We start from the raw sequence: 21,104 nt of genomic DNA on the forward strand, positions 1-21,104 counted from the left end.
TGGCTATTCAAAATTTTTCAGGGACATGAAAAGGTAGTTTTACTTCCCCGAAAATCACATTTTATTCATTCCTTGAACGCCGATTATAATCTCTTTCGATTCCTTCTTTCCAGCTTCGATTAATCTTTTTGCCACTTCGGAGGTTTACCACAGCCTCATTCACCGCTTCATAATTTAATTGCGTTCCTATATGGTCAGCATGGTATTCAACTGCGAAGTCCTCATCGATTCCAAATTGTGCAGCAGTTGAGATGGCATCGATATTGGCTCCAAGGAACATAAATTCCCAGCCATATTCCGCTTTTTGATGCTGCACCATTTTTTTAATTTTATTCGTTGTGTATTCACGGCTAGCATTTTCCATTCCATCCGTTGTAATAACGAATAGTACCTTTTCTGCACGTTCATCCTCGCTTGTTCTCTTTTGTACATTAATTATTTTTTGAATGGTGAAACCAATAGCATCTAATAAGGCAGTAGTCCCCCCTACTTCATAATCTTCTTCAGTAATAGGAGATATGCCTTTTACATTTATTCGGTCATGCAATAATTCGTAAAGGTGATCGAACAATACGGTAGTGACAAAGGCTTCTCCTTCAGCTTTTTGTTGTTTCCTAAGCATCGCATTAAAACCACCAATTGTATCTGTTTCAAGTCCTGCCATGGAGCCGCTTTTATCTAAAATAAAAACTAATTCTGTTAAATTCCTTTTCATCATCGTCATCCTCCGTTCATTGATAAACTTAGGATAACAATGATTTGATAAGAAATGGTCGCTTTGAAAGCGACATTTTAAGCACCGAGTAATGGTTGATCAAAAGCAAATAAGGCTTCATTGATTTCATGAATATTATAGTTATCTTGTTGAATAAAGAACTCAATAATGACATCAAATTTACTACTACGTGACAAGGTATAACCAGCAGTAGTTAGCAACTCCACCGTTTCCTCTAAATTCAATTTTAAAGCAATGGCAAAGGCAATAGCGGTTTTCTTCTTTGGAGTATAATCGACTCCATTCCGAATTTTTGAGAATAATCGGCGGTCAATATTCGCCCTTTTATACGTCTCAACATCCGTCATTCCTTTTTCATCAATTAAACGAAGCAGCCGCTCGGAAAAAGATTCCTCGAGTTGGTTCAACAGGTTTACTAAAGAATCGTTTGCTTCTTCGTGTAGGTCCTGCTGAAAAATTTCAACTTCCTGCAATTGGTCCATTGCATATCGTTCTTCTCTTCTAATACGATTAAACGTGCTTTCTACTTCTTCTACATAATGCTCGTCAATATATTGATGAATGGAGGTAAACAATTTCTTGCTTAAACCGAAAGATTGTTTATCAAAAACAACTAGATAAACGAGCATGTCATAATTTAATAAAAATGAACTGATAGTGGAAACCGCAATTTGCAATGCTTCCTCTTTTGGATAACCATATATGCCAGTCGAAATCAATGGAAAAGCTATAGATTCACACTGATAATTCTTTGCTAGTTCCAAAGAGTTATAGTAAGCTGCCTTTAACAGAGTTGCTTCTTGATTTGAACCACCTTGCCAAATAGGTCCCGGTGTATGAATGATAAACTTTGCATCCAATTTAAACCCATCGGTAATAACAGCTTCTCCAACCTGGCACTCACCGATTTTATCGCATGCTTCTTGCAACTCGCTGACACCCGCTGCACGAAATATAGCACCACATACACCACCACCTATTTTCAGTGCTGTATTCGCGGCATTTACAATCGCATCTACCTTCATCTTTGTAATATCATTGCGAACGATTTCTAATGGCATAGTACCTTCCCCTTCCCTACAAAACATCTTTTTCACTATACTTCCAATCATAGCTAATTAAGGGAGTTTTAAAAAGACTCCAAAAATAGTCCTTTCACTCTAATACTAAGGTACTTTTAGGATATTTTCCCTATTGATTCCAAAAAAATATTAATATAATATTTTCACTATGAATTTTACAAAAATTCATAAATATTCTTTTACATATCATTTAAAAAATGGAGGTAGTTTTGGTGAAAAGGAAATTATATTCATATGTAACAGCCCTTTTATTAGCAGTAACGGCATTGTTATTTTACCCTTCTCAATCCCAGGCATTAAGCGGTAACGAAGCATCATATTTTTATTGGATGCAAAGTGGAACACCAAGTTATCAATCTACGTCTTATGGTAGTTGGACAAGCCATAAAGGAACGATTGTTGGGCCTGGCACTATGAAAAAAAGCTATACTACAAAAAGCAGCTTCTCAATTACTGGAAGTGCTGGAATACCAGTTAAAGCAGTAGAAGTAGGTTTAGAAGCAGGGTTCTCTAAAGAAAAAACACTATCTACCTCAGTATCTAGAAGTATTCCAAAAGGAAAAACAGGGGTATTTCAAACTAGATATCAATATAAAACATATAAAGTAAAAATGGTACAATGGGTAAGCATCGATGGCAGAAAGTCAAAAACAGGTAAAACTAAATATGTAACGGTTAAGAAAAGAACAGATGTACAAGGACGAATTATTTTAAAATAAAAAAGCTGCTTTCATGCGAGATACGTTGAAAAAAGCAAGGTCTAATTGTGACCTTGCTTTTTTCAATAATTTAATTTATTGAACCGCATCGAACTTGTTTACTTTCCACTTCGACCCTGATTTGCAGAAAGTAACCGTACGTTTTACGAACAGTGCACTGTTCGTCACAGCTTCTCTAACCTTGCATCCACCTTCATCTTTGTAATATCATTGCGAACGATTTCTAATGGCATGGCACCTTCCCCTTCCCTACAAAACATCTTTTTCACTATACTTCCAATCATAGCTAATTAAGAGGAGTTTAAAAAGAGGAAGAGTGTTGCGGACAGCCCCGTTGATTTTTTGAGTTACAATTTCACATGCAAATTTAGAATAAGTATATAGAGTCAAAATAATATAAAAAAACGAAACCACCATTTTAGATATACGGTTTCCTATTTAATAATTATAAATGTTGAATCAAATCGTAACCTTGAGGGAACGAGCGAGCAGGTGCAATTCAGCAGCGTCCTTGAAGCAAAGAAAGCTGATCAGATTGATACTATTAACCTTGATAAACGAACAAAAAGAGAGAGTGTGTTTTGAAGAAAAGATCAATCAAAACACACTCCAACCGAATAAATATATAGAAAGAAGTTGTTTTAGAGTTACTCATTTGTTTTTTCTTTTGAATCTCCCCTCTTTGTACCAGGTACTTCTATTGAATCATTCTGCATCATTTCAATCTCAAATGATTCATTGTCACTTGCAGAAGGATCTGTATCCCAATCCTCACTTAACATAGCAGGTTCATTACTTCCCTTTTTCTTCATGAAACCCCCTCCTTTGCAATTCATTTATTAAAGTAATTTTCCTATTTATCTTTTGACACAAGGGAAAAAGTATTCCATAAATATTGTTCGTAAATCAACTTTCATTAATTCAGATGTTCTTTCCTTTTACTATAAAAATCCCCCTTGGATATGGTTATCTAAAAGGGAAAAACGACGAGCTTAATGGCTATAAAAGACAGGTGATGTCCCCTCTTATTTTGAGGTGCGAAGCTGGTTCTTTAAAACGTCAACCAATCCGTTTAAAAATCAAACTAAGGACGAGAGATCCAACGGTTTGGCAGGTATAATAGCTAGAACCAAGCCGAGCTAACTTAATTCCCATTTTTAGTATGCTCGGCTTGGTAACAAGACTATACCTGCCAAAATCCTTTAGTCGAGGAGAAAAGGGAAAACAAAAAATCGGAACTGGTGCAGAAATTTGAAGATCTCTATTTTTAGTGGGAAGAGTAGTACTATCTACATATCAACGAAAAACTAAATAGTCTCTAGCAGCCAACAAAAAGAACATAATGAAGAGGCGATTTTCCATTCATTACTGAGCGGAAAATCGCCTTTTTGTCTTTATGAGTATCGCCTTTTTAAGAGGATTTCATTTATTGAACTGCATCAAACTTGTTTACTTTCCACTTCGATCCTGATTTGTAGAAAGTAACCGTACGTTTCACACTACCACCATCAACAGTAGGTACAGTGAATTTGTATGAACGAACGTTTTGTTTTTTATCAATTAATTTTACTTTTGCTTTCTTCCATTCCAACATGCCGAAGCCATCGCCGACAGGCCTAGCTAATTTTCCTTTATACGTAATATATCTATAATCTTTTAAACCTTTTTGTATCGCACTATTGGTAAATGTTTCTGATAAGTATTTAACGAGTTTGTCTTTTGTATTAAATTCTTTACAAAGATAAGAATACTGTGTGCCTTTATAAGTAAATGTCTTTTGTAAACATGAGGTGTTTTTATATCCGTGTAACGCGTTCCAAAAATGAATGCTAGCGTTATTTGCTATTTTTATCGCATTTGCATCTGATAAATTCTGTGAGGTAGTGTTTGCTGTAACTCCGGTACTTAATATACCAAATACAATGACCGATAATACGATAACTGCAAATTTTTTCATCTTTTCTATCCCCTATCCATAAAGAGATTCAACGTGAGCGGACTAAAAAACCTCCAATCTATATTTTAAATTAATTTTAACATAATTTAACAAAAATTTCTTCAAAGATTCATTTTAAAAATTTGCCATAAACTCGAGTGTAAATTAAAGATATCTACTTATATCATTCTTCATACCATCAAAAAAAATGCTGAACTTCCCTCAAAATAAGAAATTCAGTATTTTTGATCACAATTCATAAACATCGATTTATTTGGCTAGGAGTTTCATGATTTCTTTATCGCCATTTTCTTCGGCATATTCATAAGCCGTATATCCTTCTTCATTTTTGGTTTCCTTGTTAGCCCCACTTTTTATGAGAAGTTCTACAATGTCAGAATTTCCATTCATGGCAGCAATCATAAGTGGTGTATCGCCATAGTAATCTTTTGCATCAAGATTACTTCCTGATTGAACTAGTAGTTCGGCTGCTTCATGAGAATCATTATAGACAGCATAATGAATGGCCGTTGAATCATCACTATCTTTCGCATTCACGTCCGCTCCACTATCTATTTCTTTTTTCATCGTATCGAGATCGTTTACACTTGCAGCATCCATTAATTCCGTAACATTTTCCACCTCATATTCCGATGCATCATCATTCCAAGCATATTCACTTAGGAATTGATCCGCTTTATTCACAGCATAAAATATACCAAATAATAGTGCTGGAAAAATGCCAAGAGTCAAGAACAATCCAAGAACGACATTTCGTTTTCTCTCTTTAAATAGTGTATATTCATGAGGATTTTGCCAGTGATATAGACCATTCATTCTTTTAGGGAGATCAGGATGAGTAGACAGTTTTTCACTTAGCCATGTGAAAAATCCTTTTTCCTCCTCAAGTTGAGACATGAATGCTTCTTGATTCACACGATAATGCAATTGTTTTCCTATTGCTAGAATGGTTAAAGCATTTTGGGCTGCTTCCATATTTTTTATATAAAAAGCAGCGTAACGATCACATGTATACTCACAAGCTCTCATATATGCTTCACCTAAAAAAGGCATCCACATCGCTGGTAAGATCAAGAAATGTACTAAAACATGTCTTCTCTTCAAATGTGCAAATTCATGTGCTAACACGAACAGCATCTCATCTTCTTTGTCACTTTCAATTAAATCAAATATTTCCGAATACACAACAACCATATTCTTACCGAAAAAACGGGTGGCAAACGCATTCAGCATTCCCATACTTTCCATAACATACATAGCTGGAACCTTTTCCAGTCCCATTTCAGCTGACAGTTTCTCCGCTTTTTCATATATTTCCGGAAATTGCTGTGGGGAAATTCTCACTGCATTTCGACGGATCTGTGCTATACTAATGGCATGAAAAAAATAAGAAATAAGAGCAAGAACAAGGATAATCACAATACCTATAATAGAAAAAGCCAATGTAATATAACATAATATACTTACAAGTAAGACCAATCCAAAATAAATATTTTCTTTATTATGTACTAAATTCTTCTGTAACTCTTCATTCATTTCTGTAAATCATACCCCTCTCTATCTTTTAAACAACCATTTTAGAATAAATGGGAGATTTTCAAAACACAAGTTGTCAATCAAAATAAACCCTCATTCTCCATACAAATAGTCCTATAGCACTAAATACAACATATAGAAATACTGAAAAAACCCAGGAATATTTTTGATCAATCTCTCTTCACTGTAACTTGAGGCAAACGAGCACTCAACACCCCTGCAATGACTAACAATACAAAGGCCATGATAAAGGATTGCTGATAATTCCCCGTTTGGTCGAACAAAATGCCAGGAATATACGAACCTAAGGCTGAGCCAAGTTGATGACTCATAAATAACCACCCCGAAAGCAGGCCGACAGATTGGCCTTCAAAATATTCCGAAAGCAATTTAACCGTTGGTGCAACGGTCGCAAAATCAACTAATCCAAAGGAAATCGCAAAAATAAATAACAGTATTGGATATTCAATAAATAGGACGAGCCCTGACCCGCTCGCAGCGAATACTAAAAACGCCACCGTAATCGCTCTTGTAAAATATAAGACTACTAATATGTTTTTATTATTAAAGCGATCAGCTAATATGCCGGAAACAAGCGTTCCAATGACATTAAAAGCAGCAAGCGTACTAACCGCAGCACTTGTTACAGGCGCTGAAAATCCACAGGCTTGCGCAAAGGGGATTAAATGTGTGTCCATTAATCCCGTTGTTGTAAAACCGCAAATGGCAAACGGAATTAATAAAAACCAGAAGCGACGATCCGCTTTCGATTTTGTTTGTACGACTGGCTTTTCTTCCTGCTTTTCTTCTTGATTTTTTTCATAACCAAACGGCTCCATTCCTGCTTTAAAGGGGTCAGATTTTAACAACCAAGCAAGTAATGGACTAACAATACAAATTAAAAACAGACCAATGATACAAACCGTCCATCTCCAACCAACAGCATCAATAAGCAGAAGCGAACTTGGGACAATAATCATTTGTCCGGCACCAAATCCCGCTTCATTAATTCCAAGTGCTAACCCTCTTTTTTTCTGAAACCAGGTTGTCACAGCAACCGTTGCTGTGACACCTGAAGCACCGCCAAATCCAATCGAAGCGACAATTCCGTACAAAATAAACATTTGCCAAAGCTCTGTCGCAAAAAAACTAAGCAAAACCGCAAAACCAATGATGAGTGTGCTCATGTAAAATACTCTTTTGATGCCATATTGATCAATCATCTTTCCAACAATCGGTTGAAAAATGGCAAATACGATAAAGCTAATAAAGGAGATCGCTGAAGTCGTTGTACGGTTCGTTGTAAAAGTTGTTTCCCAAGGCTCCATAAAAGCCCCATACGTGTATCGTACGCCTTGCGCTGCCAAAATCCCGATAAACGTGACAGCGAGTATAATCCACGCATAATGAATATGATGTCTTGTTCTCACCGGTTATCCTTCTTCCTATTCATTATTTTGCTAGATATTCATCCATCATATCTTTCGGCACCATACTGCCGCCTGTCGCCCAAATAATATGTGTCGCTTGTGCCATCTTATCTTCTAGATGATGGTTTTTCAGATACTTCTGGCCTTCCAGCGTTTGACTAAGTTGGATGGGTCCATACGCACCAGCTAGTGCAGATGGTTCTAATTGGTAATTTTCTGTCTCAGCCATCGCTTTTAATAAGTGAAACAAGCGCTCATCTTCAATCGTATAACTTCCGCTTAACAAATCACTCATCTTCTCACAAACCAATTTCGATGCTCTTCCAACTGCAAGTCCATCTGCCTCTGTTCGATTATCAATCCCTACATCCTGTACCGAAATTTGATCAAACTTGCCTGTCATGAGACCTAGCACCATACAAGGGGAATGCGTTGGTTCAGCAAAAAAACAATGAACGGCTTCTCCAAAAATGAGCTTTAATCCGTAAGTAATGCCGCCAGGTCCTCCACCAACACCGCATGGTAAATAGACAAATAACGGATGATCTGAATCGACAACAATGCCTTGTTCCTTCAATTGTTGCTCTAAGCGTAAAGCCGCTGTTGCATAGCCATAGAACAAATCTTCTGAATTTTCATCGTCAATAAAATGACAGTTCTCATTTTGCTCTGCTTCCTGCCTCCCAGCTTCAACCGCTTTACTATAATCATCTGCATATTCTTTTACAATTGCACCAAGGCTAGTAAGCTTATCTTTCTTCCATTGCTTCGCATCTTGTGACATATGAACGGTCACTTGAAAGCCTAGCATTCTACTAATAATTCCAATACTTAGTCCTAAATTCCCCGTTGAACCGACGGCAATGGAATATTGCGAAAATAAGGATCGGAATGTTTCGTGAGTAAGCTTTGCGTAATCATCTGTCTCTCTCAGAAGTTTATGTTCTATCGCAATGCTCTCAGCATATTTTAGAACCTCATAAATACCGCCTCTCGCTTTGATTGAACCAGAAATCGGTAAATGACTATCACATTTTAATAGTAAACGCCCTTCTATTACCGCGTTGTATGTATTCTCTAAATATCTCTGCATATGGTGTATCTTTACAAGAGGCGATTCAATGATACCACTCGCTTCTTTTGTTTCAGGAAAAACGTTTGCAATATACGGAGCAAATCGTTTAAGACGAGCTTCCGCATCTATCACCTTTTCCCCGGGCACCGTCTGTTGTGCATAGTTTGGATTAGTCCAAAACACCTCTTTTGTCGCAATGAGATCTGTTAACTGTGGAATTATTTTTTTCTCCATATAAATCTCCTTATCTGTATAAATTTTTCTTTCTATAAATCCTCTATCTCTGTTAAATTCCTTTCCTCCGTTTTATTATAACGAAAAAATGAACTTTGTACGTAAAATTCAAGTCTAATCCATAAACAGATGTCTGCACCTTATAAAGAAAAAAAACTCAATCATCATGATTGAGTTTCATCTAAACATTCTAAAATGTGCTCAATCTAAATCAAATAGTAAGCTAATTGCATCATGATCCAAATAGTTTTGCAAAAGTAGTCTTACCAACTATTCCATCTACATCTAATCGATTCGCACGTTGAAATGCTCGCACTGCACTTTCTGTACCGTCTCCAAAATGTCCGTCTACGCCTTTTGGATTATAGGCTTTGATATATAACATGGCTTGTACAATATACGTGATATTTCCTTTTGTCCCTTTACGTACATTACGAACAGCTGCTTTCGTTTTTGTTCCCCATTTACCATCTACATCTAACCCAACCTTAAATTGTTTATTAAGTTCAGTTTGTAATCCTTTTATAAGCGCTGTTTTCATTTTAGTTTTATACAAACCATCTACATCTAATTTAGCATTATATCGACTATTTAATGTTTTCTGAATCGCTTTAATGATTGGATCTCCATTATTTTTAAAGAGTGGTTCCTTCTTGATGACTTCCGATTTCACTTTTCTTTCGTCCCACCCACTTTAGAGGTTAGACTAGGGCGTTTTCCGGATTGTAACTGAGAGTAAGATAGGCCTCCTGCCATTTCAAGGTGTGGGTAATCCTTGAAGTTTTTCCAATCCCCTCCCCAATCAAAACCTAATTCTTTCCCAATTTCTGCAACCCTTCTCCATTGGTCATTCACTGTCCACAATGCTCGTCTTCCATCATCGCTTGAAATGAAATAATCGATGGCCACTCCAAAGTTGTGATAGGACTGACCAGGCTTAGCATTTGTTACTTTTGGTTTAGACATATTACTATAATTTTTTCCGTTATAACTATATCCTAGGCGCCCTTGACCATATAACTTTGCTTGTTCCTCCATAGAACGATAACCCGCACTGATTTGTACATAAATCCCTTCTTCATATGCCCGTTTAATCATTTCAAGTGCGGATTCTTTTACAACCGGATGGATACCGCTCCCCATATTTTTAACAGATCCGTATAATAAAGTTTGTAGCGATACTGGCATTTAAATCACCTCCTATTTTTTATATGTTTCATTCCTTAGACTTGTTTGTATATCTAACTAGTAAAGTTAATTTGGCGATTACCTAGCTGGATAACTTGTTTCAAACTTTTTCTTTGCTTATGTATGTATTTTTTATTGATAATAAGTGCAATAGAAAAAGCCAACTTTATTGTTGGCCATAAAAGAATCATAAGTTACTAGCAAACCCACTAAGGCTTTTTTTGAAAGTTGCTCAACTGATTCTATATAATAAATGTATGTACTGCATAAAGATAGCTTAGTACTTGTTATTCTTCTTGGATAAAAACGACTTGATCGTGACCGCATGATTTGCAAGACATCAAGTGAGGGCAAATTTGATCTCTTGCTGTATTCGGATATCCATCTCCCATTTTTGCCGTTTCTTCATCATTATAATGACCGTATGGATCTAAAAAGTCGGATACTTTTCCTGAGTCATCTAATAAAGTTCCACATAACGTGCAATGCATTTCCAATTCCTTGAATGCATTACATAATGGACATATCGCCATCAGGTTCACTCCTTCTACTCATAATCACACCTTATCTATTTCCGTATACTAGTTACATGGTGTTTTTAACCAAAACTAAATCATAGCCTTTTCTTTTACTCTTCCCTTAAATCCCTTCTACTATATCCATTAATATTTTCAAACATACACTTAAAATTTGTCCTAATATCGAAATTTTTCTTAGCATAAACGTATTTTAAAATATCTTTTTTGTAATTATTATTATATAATGTTAAATATTGACTAAACTTTACTTTTTATTGATATAGGAGTTCATTTATGAATACAAAATCTGTACCTCTTAAACATTTGGAAGATGCCATTCATTGTTTAAGAACCCATATGATTACTGTCGGAATATCGAAAGGGTTTAATCATCCCGATACCATTAAATATAGTCAAACATTAGATGTTTTATTGAACAGATATCAGAAAACTAAACTGAATTGATATAGAGCTAACATCAGCGTAACTTACTGTTTATTAAGATGATCTCAACCCTAGCCCTTGTTGATTAATCTCGATTAACAATTCATTAATTCTATGATAATCAGGTATTGGAGGAAGCGTGGATTTTTCACATGATACTTTTAATTGATCATCATACATTCTAAGCATGTCCAAAGCTTCATTGAAAGTGAATTTTCCGTTTCTACAATCTAACAAAAGTTGGCGATTGCTTCTGTATGTGCTGTAATCTCCAGTTTCTAATATCTCAATAGCACTTGTTAGAAGGCGAATACTGTGCATAAAAAATTTATGGTCATATCTAAATTCCTCCATTAAATCTTGGTTCCCTGTTTCATTAGATTGTTTACTTTTTAATTTTTGCATTTGGGAATAGGCATAGCCGCCGAATTTCTTTTGAATATGCTTAGATAAAAACAAATGGCGATGATCAATAAGCATTTGTCCTAAATGGGTAACTTTTAGATAATCTTCTTGTCGGACGAACAGAATTTCAATATTGTTCGGAACTCCTTTCATCGCATCTTTTACGAATTTATTAATATGAATGATACTTACATCGACATCATCTTTCGTGTTGCGGAAGTTCTTCCCTCCAGTAGTGTTATATTCGTTAAAAGATTCTAATCCCAAGTAATAATCAATAGGAGGGATGCATACCCCTTTAAAATCCTTATCTGATGTTTCTGTGTTTGTACCATAGGCATAACTTCCTGTTGGAGATAAGATGATTGTTCTTTCTTCTAACCAATCTAAATTGGATTGGTCTAATTTTAAGTCCGTCATTAACTACGCTCCTTCCTGTACATCATGATGTTTGCTTCGCATTATTCACTAGACTAAGTTAGCCATCTATATTTTATAATTCCACGAAAGGAATTGTGATTCATATAAAAAGCTTAGGGACAGTAGTTCAATTCTTAGGTTTTATCGCAAACCTAATACCTATCCTTTCTTTGTTAAATGACCTTATTAATCATGCGATTGTTGGCTCACACAAATGAGCCAACAATCAACAGCACCATATAAAAAGCCATCTTTCAAGAAAACAAATTAGCACCACTTTCCTCCTGCATAAATTGCGTTATATACACGCTGTTATGCGATTGGAAAGTGGTGCTCTTATGAAATTTGTAAGTGAGCGTCTTGGCCATGCAACTATAAAAATGATAGCAAATCTGTATCTGACTATGACAACAAATACGAACGGGGCAGGTTAGTTTAAGTAAATAGATGTGCAAGGAATTTATTGGCTCTGTGGGTTATGAAGGTTCACAAGTTCTAAATCTCATAAAAATTCTATACCTATCTTGGCTTATTGTATAACTTGAAGAACCCTATGGTGATTCACCCCAATAAAAAAGCATCCGATTATTCGGATGCATACTTAAGTATTCCATGTAAATAGACTGAGTATTCTCTTTGTATATATTCTCTTAATTTAATTCTTTTTTCTGTTTCCAATACTCTAACCAATTCTTGAATCTTTTTTTCATTTTCTTTTGTAGTAGGAATCTCTAATGAAAACAAATTACCTCGACTACTATTTAGTAATTTTTTTAATAATTGAACTTTATTCATTGGATAATCCCCTTTATCTATATTCGACATAAAGGTGACTTTTTCCTTGGAACATCTTATATTGTTTCAAGTTTTACCTACTTTCCACTAGAAAATGTGATTACAGGTAACTATGACAGGAATGGGGTAGCTTTTTTACTAGCTTTTTTTATAACTACCTTCTATCAATCTAATCATATCACGCCCTGATATCTTTCCTATTTCATTATAACCTTCTTCATCACGCAAACTCAAGTACCAGCTGCTATCGTTATCTTCATTTAACCTATATAACTTATTGGTAAAAACATTTGTATAAAAATCTCCATTTCTTAGCCTCATGCTGTCCCTCCTCTCTAATGTATACAAACTGTATTATGCCCAAGATATCGACCTGGAGCCAGATAGGACCAAGTAACACTCCAAATATCCTTAAGTTTGAGGAAAAAATCAGTCCAACGGTTACAAAAAACGCAGTGAATACATACAGAAGAAAAGAACAAGGGTCTTTCCCTCCGCCTGCATCTTTTACCGCATCCCACACATCGCAAACAAATATAAACAAGGGTAAAACATCAGCCACTGATAATCCGCATGTTGTATGGCATCACCAATTTCCCCATGAAAGCTTAAAAGTATGACCTGATTAAAATTGGCTTGTACATTTATCAGAAATTCAAGAATCAATAAAACTGTTCCTTTAAAATATTTTCCGTTTAAATACTGACCAAACCCTGGGAGTGCAATACTCCACATTAGTTTTTCAAATGCACTTTTATTCATTTATATACCATAATAATTATTTCTATTATTTTTCTTTTGCAATTTCTTTTCTATTAGGAGCAAGTGGAGGCTGCTCTAACCATTTATTTTGCACCATAATATTAAACCACTTTTTAATAACCATAAGATTTTGTAGAATGGTGCTTTCGTAAGTGGCTACAAGGTCTGTTCGCATGGCTGTTGCTAGACCTGTCCCATGATAAATCTGTGCAGTTTGGAACAAGAGACCCATATGATACATCATTAACTTATCGGAAAAAGGAGAGTTCGTTGAAGTAGTCACTTCTGTTTCCCATGACTTAGGACTTGGTAAATTATCCTTTTGCATTATTTTTAGAAAGTCCTTTATTTGTTCATCAGCCGTTTTCTCGGAATCCTCTAAAAATTTTCTTACTTCTTTTGTTTGAGCGACTTGACTGAATGCAATAGAAAGAGTTTTAGTCATAATACTCTTTTTAAGGTTGAAAGAAATACTTATGATTTCTGTCGCTGCTAACATTCTACCCTTTCCGAAAAATCCATCTTTAAAATCCTGACTAGAAATAAATTCAGGATTTTCAGCAGGATAAAATAAAGGATCTCTCTGAAAGCTTCCTTTCTCGAGTAATAAGTCAATTGTTTGATGATACATTCGCTTCCCATCATTATCACATGAGTCGTAAAAATACCTTAAGTCCTCTCTGACAGAAACGCCTAATGAAGTTGAATGTCCTAGCAAACCATGTAAAGTCATGATATGTAAATAGTTTAGGCAAAATATATCAGTAAACAGTCTCTCTGTACCTTTATTGAGGTCAGATTCAGTAAATCCAATTGGAACTGGAAATCCTTCGTTCTCTATAAAAGTTGCGATTTGTTTCTTTTGTTTTGCAAACGTCTCGATTGCATCTTGAAAAATAGATTTTATGGACTCGTCCTCAATAATGGAGACCATATATCTGTTTACAATATCAACAGCTGTTCCATTTACATACTCTCCCCACAAAGATCCTATTTCGGAAGATGTGAGTTTTAATTTATCTTTATCCACGTTATCACCTCTTGGATATTATTTACCAATATAGCTAGCGATATGAATTTCTTTGAATAATAAGAGAACATTCCACTGAATTTCACTAAGAAGAAATTTATGAAGAAGATTAAAGCTCACTAAAAAAGGCAAGCACAATTCTATGCTTACCTTTTTCTACAACAACGCGAATTAGGCGATACTTGCGGAATACTCCATACTTAAGTTAAAGATGGCATTCTTAACAAAGATGTTAATCTGTTGGTTGTATTACTAATTAAGAATGCTACTCTAATACCCAAAATAATTAAGCTTGAGAATAAGCTAAAAAGAATATTCAAAGTATATCCCTCCACATTGAAGTTTAGCGTTATTTAACGCTAAGGCTTATTATAAATCTGAGAAGCAAATTTATTCAGTGTGGTACTCAATCAAAAAGTTATTTTCATTCAAATTTCGATGATAATATATAATAAAAGAGAAGTTGCTTATTCAACTGACGGGGGCTTTAGTAAAAAAACAAATCCTAATTTTATCTTTGAGTTGCATAGATAAAATTAGGATTTGTTTTAATGAGCAATTCTTAACGTTGTAAATCGGAAATGCTAGCTGTACTCCTATAAAGAAGGCTAAGTGGAATACATTGTTTAGAATTTTATATGAATATTGTTTTTTTATTTTAATGTATGTTTACTATTTCATGATGTCTTTCTTAGTCCGTTGCTCAAACAAACTAAGAAAAACATTAACAATTTCGGGGTCGAATTGTGTCCCTTTATTTTTTTGAATCTCGTTAAGAATGTATTCAAGATTAAGTTCATTTCTATAAACACGTTTGGAAGACATGGCATCAAAGGTATCTGCTACAGCAACTATTCGGGCAACTAATGGTATTTGTCTTCCCTTTAATCCTGTTGGGTAACCTTTACCATTCTTCAGAGTTTTTAATAACCAGGGCAAATGGTAAAGAAATGGGCGAGTATGGTGTAAACAAAGCGATTGCTTATATTTTAAAGAAAACAAATCTGCACCACATTTCTCCACATGGATTGCGCCATACACACGCCGTTATGTTATTGGAAAGTGGTGCTGATATTAAGTTTGTGAGTGAACGTCTTGGTCATGCGACCATAAAAATGACAGCAGATGTGTACCTGCATATCACAAAAAAATACGAAGCCGAGAATTTATTAAAACTCGAGTCATATTTAAGTTAATTGAAAAGAAGGTGGGCAAATGGTGGGCAAGTTGAGGCTTGATAAGCCTCAACGCCCGTCATATCACATCATTTCACACCTTATCCATTTACGTACGCTGTTAATAAACCAAACCTCCTCAGCTTTTAGCAACTCTGCCTTCGTAATCACTTTCTCCTCGATTTCTTTTTGAAGCAATAATTGCTTGCGGAACGTACCTGCCAGCAACCCACATTCAACAGGAGGAGTGTACAATTTTCCATTCAACTTAACGACAACATTTCCATTCGTAAATTCAGTGATTTCCTCGTTTTCATTCCAAAGCAATACATCAAACACATTTTGTTTTGAAAATGTTTCATAAGCTTGACGATTTGTCGTTTTAAAATAAACAAATGGATGATTTGTCTTGATTGGAGAATCAGCCAATCTAATTGAAATTGTAGAATATGCATCTTCAATTGTCATCCCGCTAACTTCTACTTTGTTTGTTTTTGAAACAACTAAACGTACTTTATATAAACCATCCGAATGCTGCTCCGCAAATTGATGGAGCTCATTTGTCACATCTTCTTCGACAATCGGAAATTGAAAATATTCAGCTGCTTCCATTAATCTTTTGATATGGTGATGAAATAAATAATATTCACCATTTTCTAATCGAAATGACTCTAACAATTGAAAGTCAGGTCGAACTTCCGTTAACAATTTTGCTTTTAAGAACGCTTCTGCATATTCTTCGCTTAGTACCGAATCCCAAGTAATTCCGCCACCGGCTCCATATTCGGCACGCCCTGTTTCTGTATCAATCCAAACGGTGCGAATCGGTACATTAAAGATGGCCTCACGTTCAGGTGTGATATAGCCGATAGCGCCACAATATACTTCTCTTGGGGAATCTTCAACATGTGTAATAATGTCCATCGTTTTAATTTTCGGAGCTCCTGTTATGGAACCACATGGAAAAAGTGCTTTAAAAATATCAGTAATCGTTGTATGTTCTTTCGTTTTTGCTTTCACAGTAGACGTCATTTGCCACACAGTTGGATACTGTTCAATTTCAAACAATGCTGGAACATGAACTGATCCATTTTCTGCAATAACACTCACATCATTTCGTAATAAATCAACAATCATGACATTTTCCGCTTGGTTTTTTGCAGATTCAGCCAGCCAACTAGCTTGTTCTCGATCCTGCTCTAGAAATAGCCCTCTTTTCACCGTTCCTTTCATTGGTTTTGTTGTAATCACATCATCTCTCCAATGAAAAAACAATTCCGGTGATGCCGATAAAATTCGATAGTTTCCTATATGTAAATAAGCACTGTAATCCGAATTCTGTGCCTTCTCTAACTGTTGATAAAAGGCAAAATCATCTCCTTCAAATTGTGCTTGTAAACGTAAGGTATAGTTCACTTGATAAGTATTGCCTTTTTTTATTTCTGTTTTAATGTTTGTAAAGCCTGCCTCATATTGCTCTTTTGATGTGCTGGAAGTCCAATTGGATAATTGAAAAGATCCAGTATTGCACTCCTTCAAAAAAGTTGGTTGTTCAAAAATCCCAAACCAAAGCAGCGGCATTCTTTCCCCCTGTTTCACCATAAAAGCCGAATCAAATGCTGGTGCAGCTTCATAGGAAACATAGCCCGCGGCATAATACCCTTGATCAACATAAGCTTGTACTTCCAGCATTTTCGTTAGCACTTCATCTAGATTAGATGTTTCGACGATTTGCTTTGGATGTGTAAAAAAAAGCGGTTGTTTAATTCCCTGTTCGTTTGCAAAATGAAAAAATAATGAGTTTTGTTCCATACATACCTCTTGTTAACATAATATAATTATAATCAATTCATTTTTATAAATCATCCATGAGATATTCGTTTGAACCCTCATGAATGATTCTTTCATTTTATTTTATTTCATTCCTACTACTTCTGCTACCATTTCAAAAGAACGAAGACGTGCTTGATGATTGTAAGTTGTTGTAGCAATAATGATTTCGTCTGCATTCGTATTTTGCGCTAAATTCTCTAATCGCTTTTTCACTTCTTCATGTGTGCCAATAATCGTATTTTGTAACTGCTTCATTACGAGACTTTTTTCATATTCTGACCAAAGATTCTCCATTGAATCCACAGGTGGTGGTAATTGGCCGGGTGTATTACGAATGAGATTTAGGAATTGCTGTTGATGAGAAGTCGCGATTCGCTGCGCTTCTTCCATTGTATCTGCCGCATACACATTTACTGCTACCATCACATGCGGCCCGTCTAGCACTTCAGAAGGTTTAAAGTATTGACGATACCTAGCAAGGGCTAATTGCATATTTTCCGGTGAGAAATGGCTGGCAAATGAAAAAGGTAACCCAAGTTCCGCTGCAAGCACAGCACTAAAGCCGCTCGAACCAAGCAGCCAAATGGGAATGTCTTGTCCTTCCCCTGGAATCGCCCGTACGCGATTATTACGTGAAGCAGGATTTAGATACATCCTTAACTCAGCTAATTGTTCAGGAAAATCTTGACCTTGATTGCGAGGGTCGCGTCTAAGAGCCACTGCTGTTTGTTGATCACTGCCTGGTGCACGCCCTAATCCTAAATCAATTCTCCCTGGATACATTGCTTCTAGTGTACCAAATTGTTCCGCAATGACAAGCGGTGAATGATTAGGCAGCATAATTCCACCTGAACCAACACGAATCGTTTTCGTCGCATTCGCTACATAACCAATGACAACAGATGTAGCTGAACTTGCAATGCCTGGCATATTATGATGCTCAGCAAGCCAATAACGATGGTACCCCCACTTTTCTGCATGCTGTGCAAGATCGACTGAATGTTGAAATGATTCGGCAGGTGAACCACCAACGGTAATTTGTGCTAAATCTAATATGGAAAATTTTATATTTGATAATGTGTCCACTTTATTCACTTCTTTCTTCATTAGATGATGCAATACATTGTCATCTTATATTAAGATAACCTAAAAATGCATCCAATTTGCTTGATTGCAATAAAACAACCTTACTAATTTATCTATTTGTTTTACACTTTATTTGGAATGAACGATTATTAAGTATTCTATCGAGGTCATTTATTGAATACAAATAAATTGAATGTGTTTGGTGGATAAATCGTTTAAATTAGCCAATAAAATCTCGTTTCAATTGGTAAATTGTTGTATCCGATTGATAAATTGACAAAAATCGTATTCTGACGAGGTGAAATTTTAAATATAAAATTTAGAACAAAAAGACGAGCACGTTCGTATGCCCGCCTTTTTCGTGCTTATTCTGATACAATCACTTGATTGATAAATTGTTCAGCCATTACAGCTGAATCTAGCCTGGCTGCAATAAACGGTGGCTGCACCCGATTGTTTGCTTCAACAGGAACACCCAACCAGACAAATCTTTGATCGATGATAATGAACGGAAATGCAATGGCTGTTAGTATAAAACGATTGGCGGGAAGCTCACGATTTATTTTGGGTGAAATAAGCGTAATATTCGCTGAACAGTTTTGTAGTACCGGCAGCCATTCATCCGGTAATTGAAAAGAATTAGGTAAAGCTACGATGATGTCTCGCTTTGCTGACGTTAAATCATCAAATAGTTTTTCTAATTTTCTTGCATGCATCCATTGTAAACGAGGATGCTGATGCTTGACCCACTGGCCAATTTCATTTGTTTGAACTAGTTGGCGATGCTGTGTTTGATGATCGACTAATTGGCGGATTGTTTTACTGCGATATACAAATTTCTTTACAAAATTGGTATCACATACATGAATAAACTTTCCTTTTGTACGCGTAATCGCTACATTTATTAAGCGTTCACTATCTTTTCCCATCAGTAGTAATCCTGCACGATTTTGCGGATAGCTATCAACCGTATCAAAAATCATCATATCACGCTCACTGCCTTGAAAACGATGAACAGTGGCCGCAATCAAATCGGCTGTTTGACGCTCCTTTGCATATATATCATTTAATAGCAATTCCATTAAATCGGCTTGCGCACGATACGGCGTCACATAGCCAATCGAACGAGCACCATCGATATAAGCTTCATGAAGCAGTTGAAAGGAGAGCAGCAATTGCCAAGGATTCACTCGTGAATGAGTCGTTCGCTCTGACACACAATATTCTCCCGAAAAACTCGTATTTAACAAAATGGAAGCTCGATTCATAAAAGGCTCCATTTCAGCAATCGACTTTCTACTTTCCTCCACACTTTTGTGATCACCAACAAAGTCATGATAAATATAATGATTCGTAAAAGCAGAAATTTCCGGATGCATGCGTCGCTGTTCTTTTAAAAGAAATAAATGCGGATGCAGCTCTCCGGCTTCGACAACGGTTGCTACCCCCGAACGATGAAAAACATCTTCCTTTAACCATTGCTTCACAATCGCATCTTTAGCTGCAGCAATTGGCGGCAATTGCTTAAAATCACCGCAAACGATGATATGTTTCGCGAGTGAAGCAGCAAAAGCCACTTGCGGCACATAGGCCATACTCGCTTCATCTAATATCACGACATCATATTCTTGCTCATAAATGGTAGCATCCGTTGCCGCCTTCGCCAATGTGGTTCCAATTATTTTCGCTTCTTTTATAAAGCTCATCTCTTTTTGACGAATTTTCTCTAAAATTCTTGCCAGCTTTTTCTCTAATTCAATTAATTGTTCTGAATCGCGTACGCTAAAAGAGCCGGCTAAATCCTGCTTTAACAGTCGTTTTTCTTCTATTAATTGTTCTTTTTCTTTTAGCAAGCTTGGTTCTTTTTTTTGCAGCAGCTGACCGGAAACAATATCTTCATGCTTCGTTAAGCTTTCTCCAATTTGGGTGCCATAACGAAGCACTTCTCCTTCTTGAAATCGATCTTTCTTCTTCACAAAAGCAGAAATTTCCGCCATTAACACATCGACAGCTTGATTGCTATGCGCTAAAATAAGCACCTTTTTCTCTTTTAAATAGTGGTTGGAAGCCGTTCGGGCCAGCGTATACGTTTTGCCTGTTCCCGGCGGTCCCCAAACGAATGTAACCGGATTATATTTAGAACGCAAAAACAGTTCTTTTACAGCCGTTTGCCCGCTTTCATTTGGATGCTTTGCTGGCATAGAAGGGTCCATTAATCGCTTAATTCGTAAGCGCTTTTGCTTGCTTTTCGCCGCTTCTAGTAAACGGCTTATTAGTTGTTCTAACAACTCCCACGGATCATGGAAAAGAAATGCTTCACTTATTACATCTCCAAGTGAACGGTCAAATGCTAGAATGATGCTTTTCCCTTCTGAAGATAAAATGCGTCCCTTCTCCTTTATTCCTCCCCACTCCATGCGAACCGAACTGCCTACTGGGATTTTAACAGATATACCTGTTTCAAAATAATACGTATAAGCCTCGCCACTTGAAAGCTGTTTTCCATTTGAAATTAAATATTTTGTGCTTCCAAACTTTTTCAAATGGAGAATTTCAAGCTGCAGGGCCTCTTGCCATTCTTTAATATATTCTATCGTTGAATTCATCTTTCTCTTCCCTTGGTTTCCTTATAATAGATAAACAGGCTCAATCGAATCGATTGAGCCTGTTTTTCAGACA

General features: G+C 36.1%; 21 protein-coding genes and 1 pseudogene. 3 read left to right on the forward strand and 19 right to left on the reverse strand.

The window, feature by feature from the left end:
* Nucleotides 1-61 precede the first annotated feature (61 nt).
* Nucleotides 62-715, reverse strand: a complete 654-nt coding sequence (locus tag BAOM_RS12245; RefSeq protein WP_127762552.1) for a vWA domain-containing protein — start codon at nucleotides 713-715, stop codon at nucleotides 62-64.
* Between the two features lie 77 nt (nucleotides 716-792).
* A complete protein-coding gene (locus tag BAOM_RS12250) occupies nucleotides 793-1,797 on the reverse strand; it encodes a macro domain-containing protein (protein WP_127760502.1) in 1,005 nt (334 codons plus the stop codon).
* A gap of 233 nt (nucleotides 1,798-2,030) precedes the next feature.
* On the opposite strand from BAOM_RS12250, the gene BAOM_RS12255 reads away from it, so the two are divergent.
* Nucleotides 2,031-2,537 (forward strand): hypothetical protein, encoded by a 507-nt coding sequence (locus BAOM_RS12255; protein ID WP_127760503.1) that lies wholly within the window; start codon nucleotides 2,031-2,033, stop codon nucleotides 2,535-2,537.
* A gap of 647 nt (nucleotides 2,538-3,184) precedes the next feature.
* On the opposite strand, the gene BAOM_RS24410 is transcribed toward BAOM_RS12255, so the two are convergent.
* The 8 genes from BAOM_RS24410 to BAOM_RS12290 form a co-directional block, all read right to left on the reverse strand.
* Entirely contained in the window at nucleotides 3,185-3,349 is a 165-nt protein-coding gene (locus tag BAOM_RS24410; RefSeq protein ID WP_164853210.1) for a hypothetical protein, read from the reverse strand.
* A gap of 614 nt (nucleotides 3,350-3,963) precedes the next feature.
* A complete protein-coding gene (locus BAOM_RS12260) occupies nucleotides 3,964-4,494 on the reverse strand; it encodes a Phr family secreted Rap phosphatase inhibitor (protein ID WP_127760504.1) in 531 nt (176 codons plus the stop codon).
* Nucleotides 4,495-4,743: 249 nt separating this feature from the next.
* A complete protein-coding gene (locus BAOM_RS12265) occupies nucleotides 4,744-6,030 on the reverse strand; it encodes a M48 family metallopeptidase (protein ID WP_127760505.1) in 1,287 nt (428 codons plus the stop codon).
* A 170-nt stretch (nucleotides 6,031-6,200) separates the two neighbouring features.
* On the reverse strand, nucleotides 6,201-7,460 hold the full coding sequence (locus BAOM_RS12270; RefSeq protein WP_180319782.1) for an MFS transporter: 1,260 nt from the start codon (nucleotides 7,458-7,460) through the stop codon (nucleotides 6,201-6,203).
* Between the two features lie 22 nt (nucleotides 7,461-7,482).
* Nucleotides 7,483-8,769 carry a D-serine ammonia-lyase gene (locus BAOM_RS12275; protein ID WP_127760506.1) on the reverse strand — a complete coding sequence of 429 codons (1,287 nt, stop codon included), beginning with the start codon at nucleotides 8,767-8,769 and terminating at the stop codon, nucleotides 7,483-7,485.
* A 232-nt stretch (nucleotides 8,770-9,001) separates the two neighbouring features.
* Nucleotides 9,002-9,442 (reverse strand): peptidoglycan-binding domain-containing protein, encoded by a 441-nt coding sequence (locus BAOM_RS12280; protein ID WP_127760507.1) that lies wholly within the window; start codon nucleotides 9,440-9,442, stop codon nucleotides 9,002-9,004.
* A complete protein-coding gene (locus tag BAOM_RS12285; RefSeq protein WP_127760508.1) occupies nucleotides 9,439-9,957 on the reverse strand; it encodes a M15 family metallopeptidase in 519 nt (172 codons plus the stop codon). Before BAOM_RS12285 ends, BAOM_RS12280 begins: the two co-directional genes overlap by 4 nt.
* Before the next feature lie 287 nt (nucleotides 9,958-10,244).
* Complete coding sequence (locus BAOM_RS12290) at nucleotides 10,245-10,490, reverse strand: hypothetical protein (protein WP_127760509.1); 246 nt, start codon at nucleotides 10,488-10,490, stop codon at nucleotides 10,245-10,247.
* A 279-nt stretch (nucleotides 10,491-10,769) separates the two neighbouring features.
* On the opposite strand from BAOM_RS12290, the gene BAOM_RS12295 reads away from it, so the two are divergent.
* Nucleotides 10,770-10,940: an aspartyl-phosphate phosphatase Spo0E family protein gene (locus BAOM_RS12295; protein ID WP_127760510.1), complete on the forward strand. Its 171-nt coding sequence runs from the start codon at nucleotides 10,770-10,772 to the stop codon at nucleotides 10,938-10,940.
* A gap of 33 nt (nucleotides 10,941-10,973) precedes the next feature.
* Here BAOM_RS12295 and BAOM_RS12300 read toward each other — a convergent pair whose 3' ends face one another.
* The 6 genes and pseudogenes from BAOM_RS12300 to BAOM_RS25530 all read right to left on the reverse strand — a co-directional run bounded on the left by BAOM_RS12300 (nucleotide 10,974) and on the right by BAOM_RS25530 (nucleotide 15,372).
* Nucleotides 10,974-11,744 (reverse strand): nucleotidyltransferase domain-containing protein, encoded by a 771-nt coding sequence (locus tag BAOM_RS12300; RefSeq protein ID WP_127760511.1) that lies wholly within the window; start codon nucleotides 11,742-11,744, stop codon nucleotides 10,974-10,976.
* Between the two features lie 585 nt (nucleotides 11,745-12,329).
* Nucleotides 12,330-12,539: a hypothetical protein gene (locus BAOM_RS12305; RefSeq protein ID WP_127760512.1), complete on the reverse strand. Its 210-nt coding sequence runs from the start codon at nucleotides 12,537-12,539 to the stop codon at nucleotides 12,330-12,332.
* Nucleotides 12,540-12,677: 138 nt separating this feature from the next.
* On the reverse strand, nucleotides 12,678-12,860 hold the full coding sequence (locus tag BAOM_RS12310; protein ID WP_127760513.1) for a hypothetical protein: 183 nt from the start codon (nucleotides 12,858-12,860) through the stop codon (nucleotides 12,678-12,680).
* A pseudogene (locus BAOM_RS12315) lies at nucleotides 12,814-13,301 on the reverse strand (hypothetical protein). The gene BAOM_RS12310 and the pseudogene BAOM_RS12315 overlap by 47 nt, the downstream one beginning before the upstream one ends.
* 25 nt (nucleotides 13,302-13,326) lie before the next feature.
* A complete protein-coding gene (locus tag BAOM_RS12320; RefSeq protein WP_127760514.1) occupies nucleotides 13,327-14,331 on the reverse strand; it encodes a DUF3231 family protein in 1,005 nt (334 codons plus the stop codon).
* Nucleotides 14,332-15,003: 672 nt separating this feature from the next.
* Entirely contained in the window at nucleotides 15,004-15,372 is a 369-nt protein-coding gene (locus BAOM_RS25530) for an HD-GYP domain-containing protein (protein ID WP_218973839.1), read from the reverse strand.
* On the opposite strand from BAOM_RS25530, the gene BAOM_RS12330 reads away from it, so the two are divergent.
* Nucleotides 15,282-15,527 (forward strand): tyrosine-type recombinase/integrase, encoded by a 246-nt coding sequence (locus tag BAOM_RS12330; protein WP_218973840.1) that lies wholly within the window; start codon nucleotides 15,282-15,284, stop codon nucleotides 15,525-15,527. The genes BAOM_RS25530 and BAOM_RS12330 overlap by 91 nt on opposite strands.
* A 63-nt stretch (nucleotides 15,528-15,590) precedes the next feature.
* Here the strand turns inward: BAOM_RS12330 and pabB are convergent, their stop codons facing one another.
* The 3 genes from pabB to BAOM_RS12345 form a co-directional block, all read right to left on the reverse strand.
* Nucleotides 15,591-17,318, reverse strand: a complete 1,728-nt coding sequence (gene pabB / locus BAOM_RS12335) for an aminodeoxychorismate synthase component I (RefSeq protein WP_127760516.1) — start codon at nucleotides 17,316-17,318, stop codon at nucleotides 15,591-15,593.
* Between the two features lie 102 nt (nucleotides 17,319-17,420).
* The gene (locus BAOM_RS12340; protein ID WP_127762554.1) at nucleotides 17,421-18,446 is read right to left on the reverse strand and encodes an LLM class flavin-dependent oxidoreductase; all 1,026 of its coding nucleotides are present in this window, start codon (nucleotides 18,444-18,446) and stop codon (nucleotides 17,421-17,423) included.
* Nucleotides 18,447-18,790: 344 nt separating this feature from the next.
* Nucleotides 18,791-21,031: an AAA domain-containing protein gene (locus BAOM_RS12345; RefSeq protein ID WP_127760517.1), complete on the reverse strand. Its 2,241-nt coding sequence runs from the start codon at nucleotides 21,029-21,031 to the stop codon at nucleotides 18,791-18,793.
* Between the last annotated feature and the right edge of the window lie 73 nt (nucleotides 21,032-21,104).

The organism is Peribacillus asahii (assembly GCF_004006295.1).
GTDB classification, from domain to species: domain Bacteria; phylum Bacillota; class Bacilli; order Bacillales; family DSM-1321; genus Peribacillus; species Peribacillus asahii_A.

Excerpts from the sequence above, each read along its gene's own strand:
- BAOM_RS12245 (WP_127762552.1), bottom strand. The coding sequence starts at position 715 with ATGAAAAGGAATTTAACAGAATTAGTTTTTATTTTAGATAAAAGCGGC.
- BAOM_RS12250 (WP_127760502.1), bottom strand. The coding sequence starts at position 1,797 with ATGCCATTAGAAATCGTTCGCAATGATATTACAAAGATGAAGGTAGAT.
- BAOM_RS24410 (WP_164853210.1), bottom strand. The coding sequence starts at position 3,349 with ATGAAGAAAAAGGGAAGTAATGAACCTGCTATGTTAAGTGAGGATTGG.
- BAOM_RS12260 (WP_127760504.1), bottom strand. The coding sequence starts at position 4,494 with ATGAAAAAATTTGCAGTTATCGTATTATCGGTCATTGTATTTGGTATA.
- BAOM_RS12265 (WP_127760505.1), bottom strand. The coding sequence starts at position 6,030 with ATGAATGAAGAGTTACAGAAGAATTTAGTACATAATAAAGAAAATATT.
- BAOM_RS12275 (WP_127760506.1), bottom strand. The coding sequence starts at position 8,769 with ATGGAGAAAAAAATAATTCCACAGTTAACAGATCTCATTGCGACAAAA.
- BAOM_RS12285 (WP_127760508.1), bottom strand. The coding sequence starts at position 9,957 with ATGCCAGTATCGCTACAAACTTTATTATACGGATCTGTTAAAAATATG.
- BAOM_RS12290 (WP_127760509.1), bottom strand. The coding sequence starts at position 10,490 with ATGGCGATATGTCCATTATGTAATGCATTCAAGGAATTGGAAATGCAT.
- BAOM_RS12295 (WP_127760510.1), top strand. The coding sequence starts at position 10,770 with ATGAATACAAAATCTGTACCTCTTAAACATTTGGAAGATGCCATTCAT.
- BAOM_RS12300 (WP_127760511.1), bottom strand. The coding sequence starts at position 11,744 with ATGACGGACTTAAAATTAGACCAATCCAATTTAGATTGGTTAGAAGAA.
- BAOM_RS12305 (WP_127760512.1), bottom strand. The coding sequence starts at position 12,539 with ATGAATAAAGTTCAATTATTAAAAAAATTACTAAATAGTAGTCGAGGT.
- BAOM_RS12310 (WP_127760513.1), bottom strand. The coding sequence starts at position 12,860 with ATGAGGCTAAGAAATGGAGATTTTTATACAAATGTTTTTACCAATAAG.
- BAOM_RS12330 (WP_218973840.1), top strand. The coding sequence starts at position 15,282 with ATGGGCGAGTATGGTGTAAACAAAGCGATTGCTTATATTTTAAAGAAA.
- pabB (WP_127760516.1), bottom strand. The coding sequence starts at position 17,318 with ATGGAACAAAACTCATTATTTTTTCATTTTGCAAACGAACAGGGAATT.
- BAOM_RS12340 (WP_127762554.1), bottom strand. The coding sequence starts at position 18,446 with ATGAAGAAAGAAGTGAATAAAGTGGACACATTATCAAATATAAAATTT.
- BAOM_RS12345 (WP_127760517.1), bottom strand. The coding sequence starts at position 21,031 with ATGAATTCAACGATAGAATATATTAAAGAATGGCAAGAGGCCCTGCAG.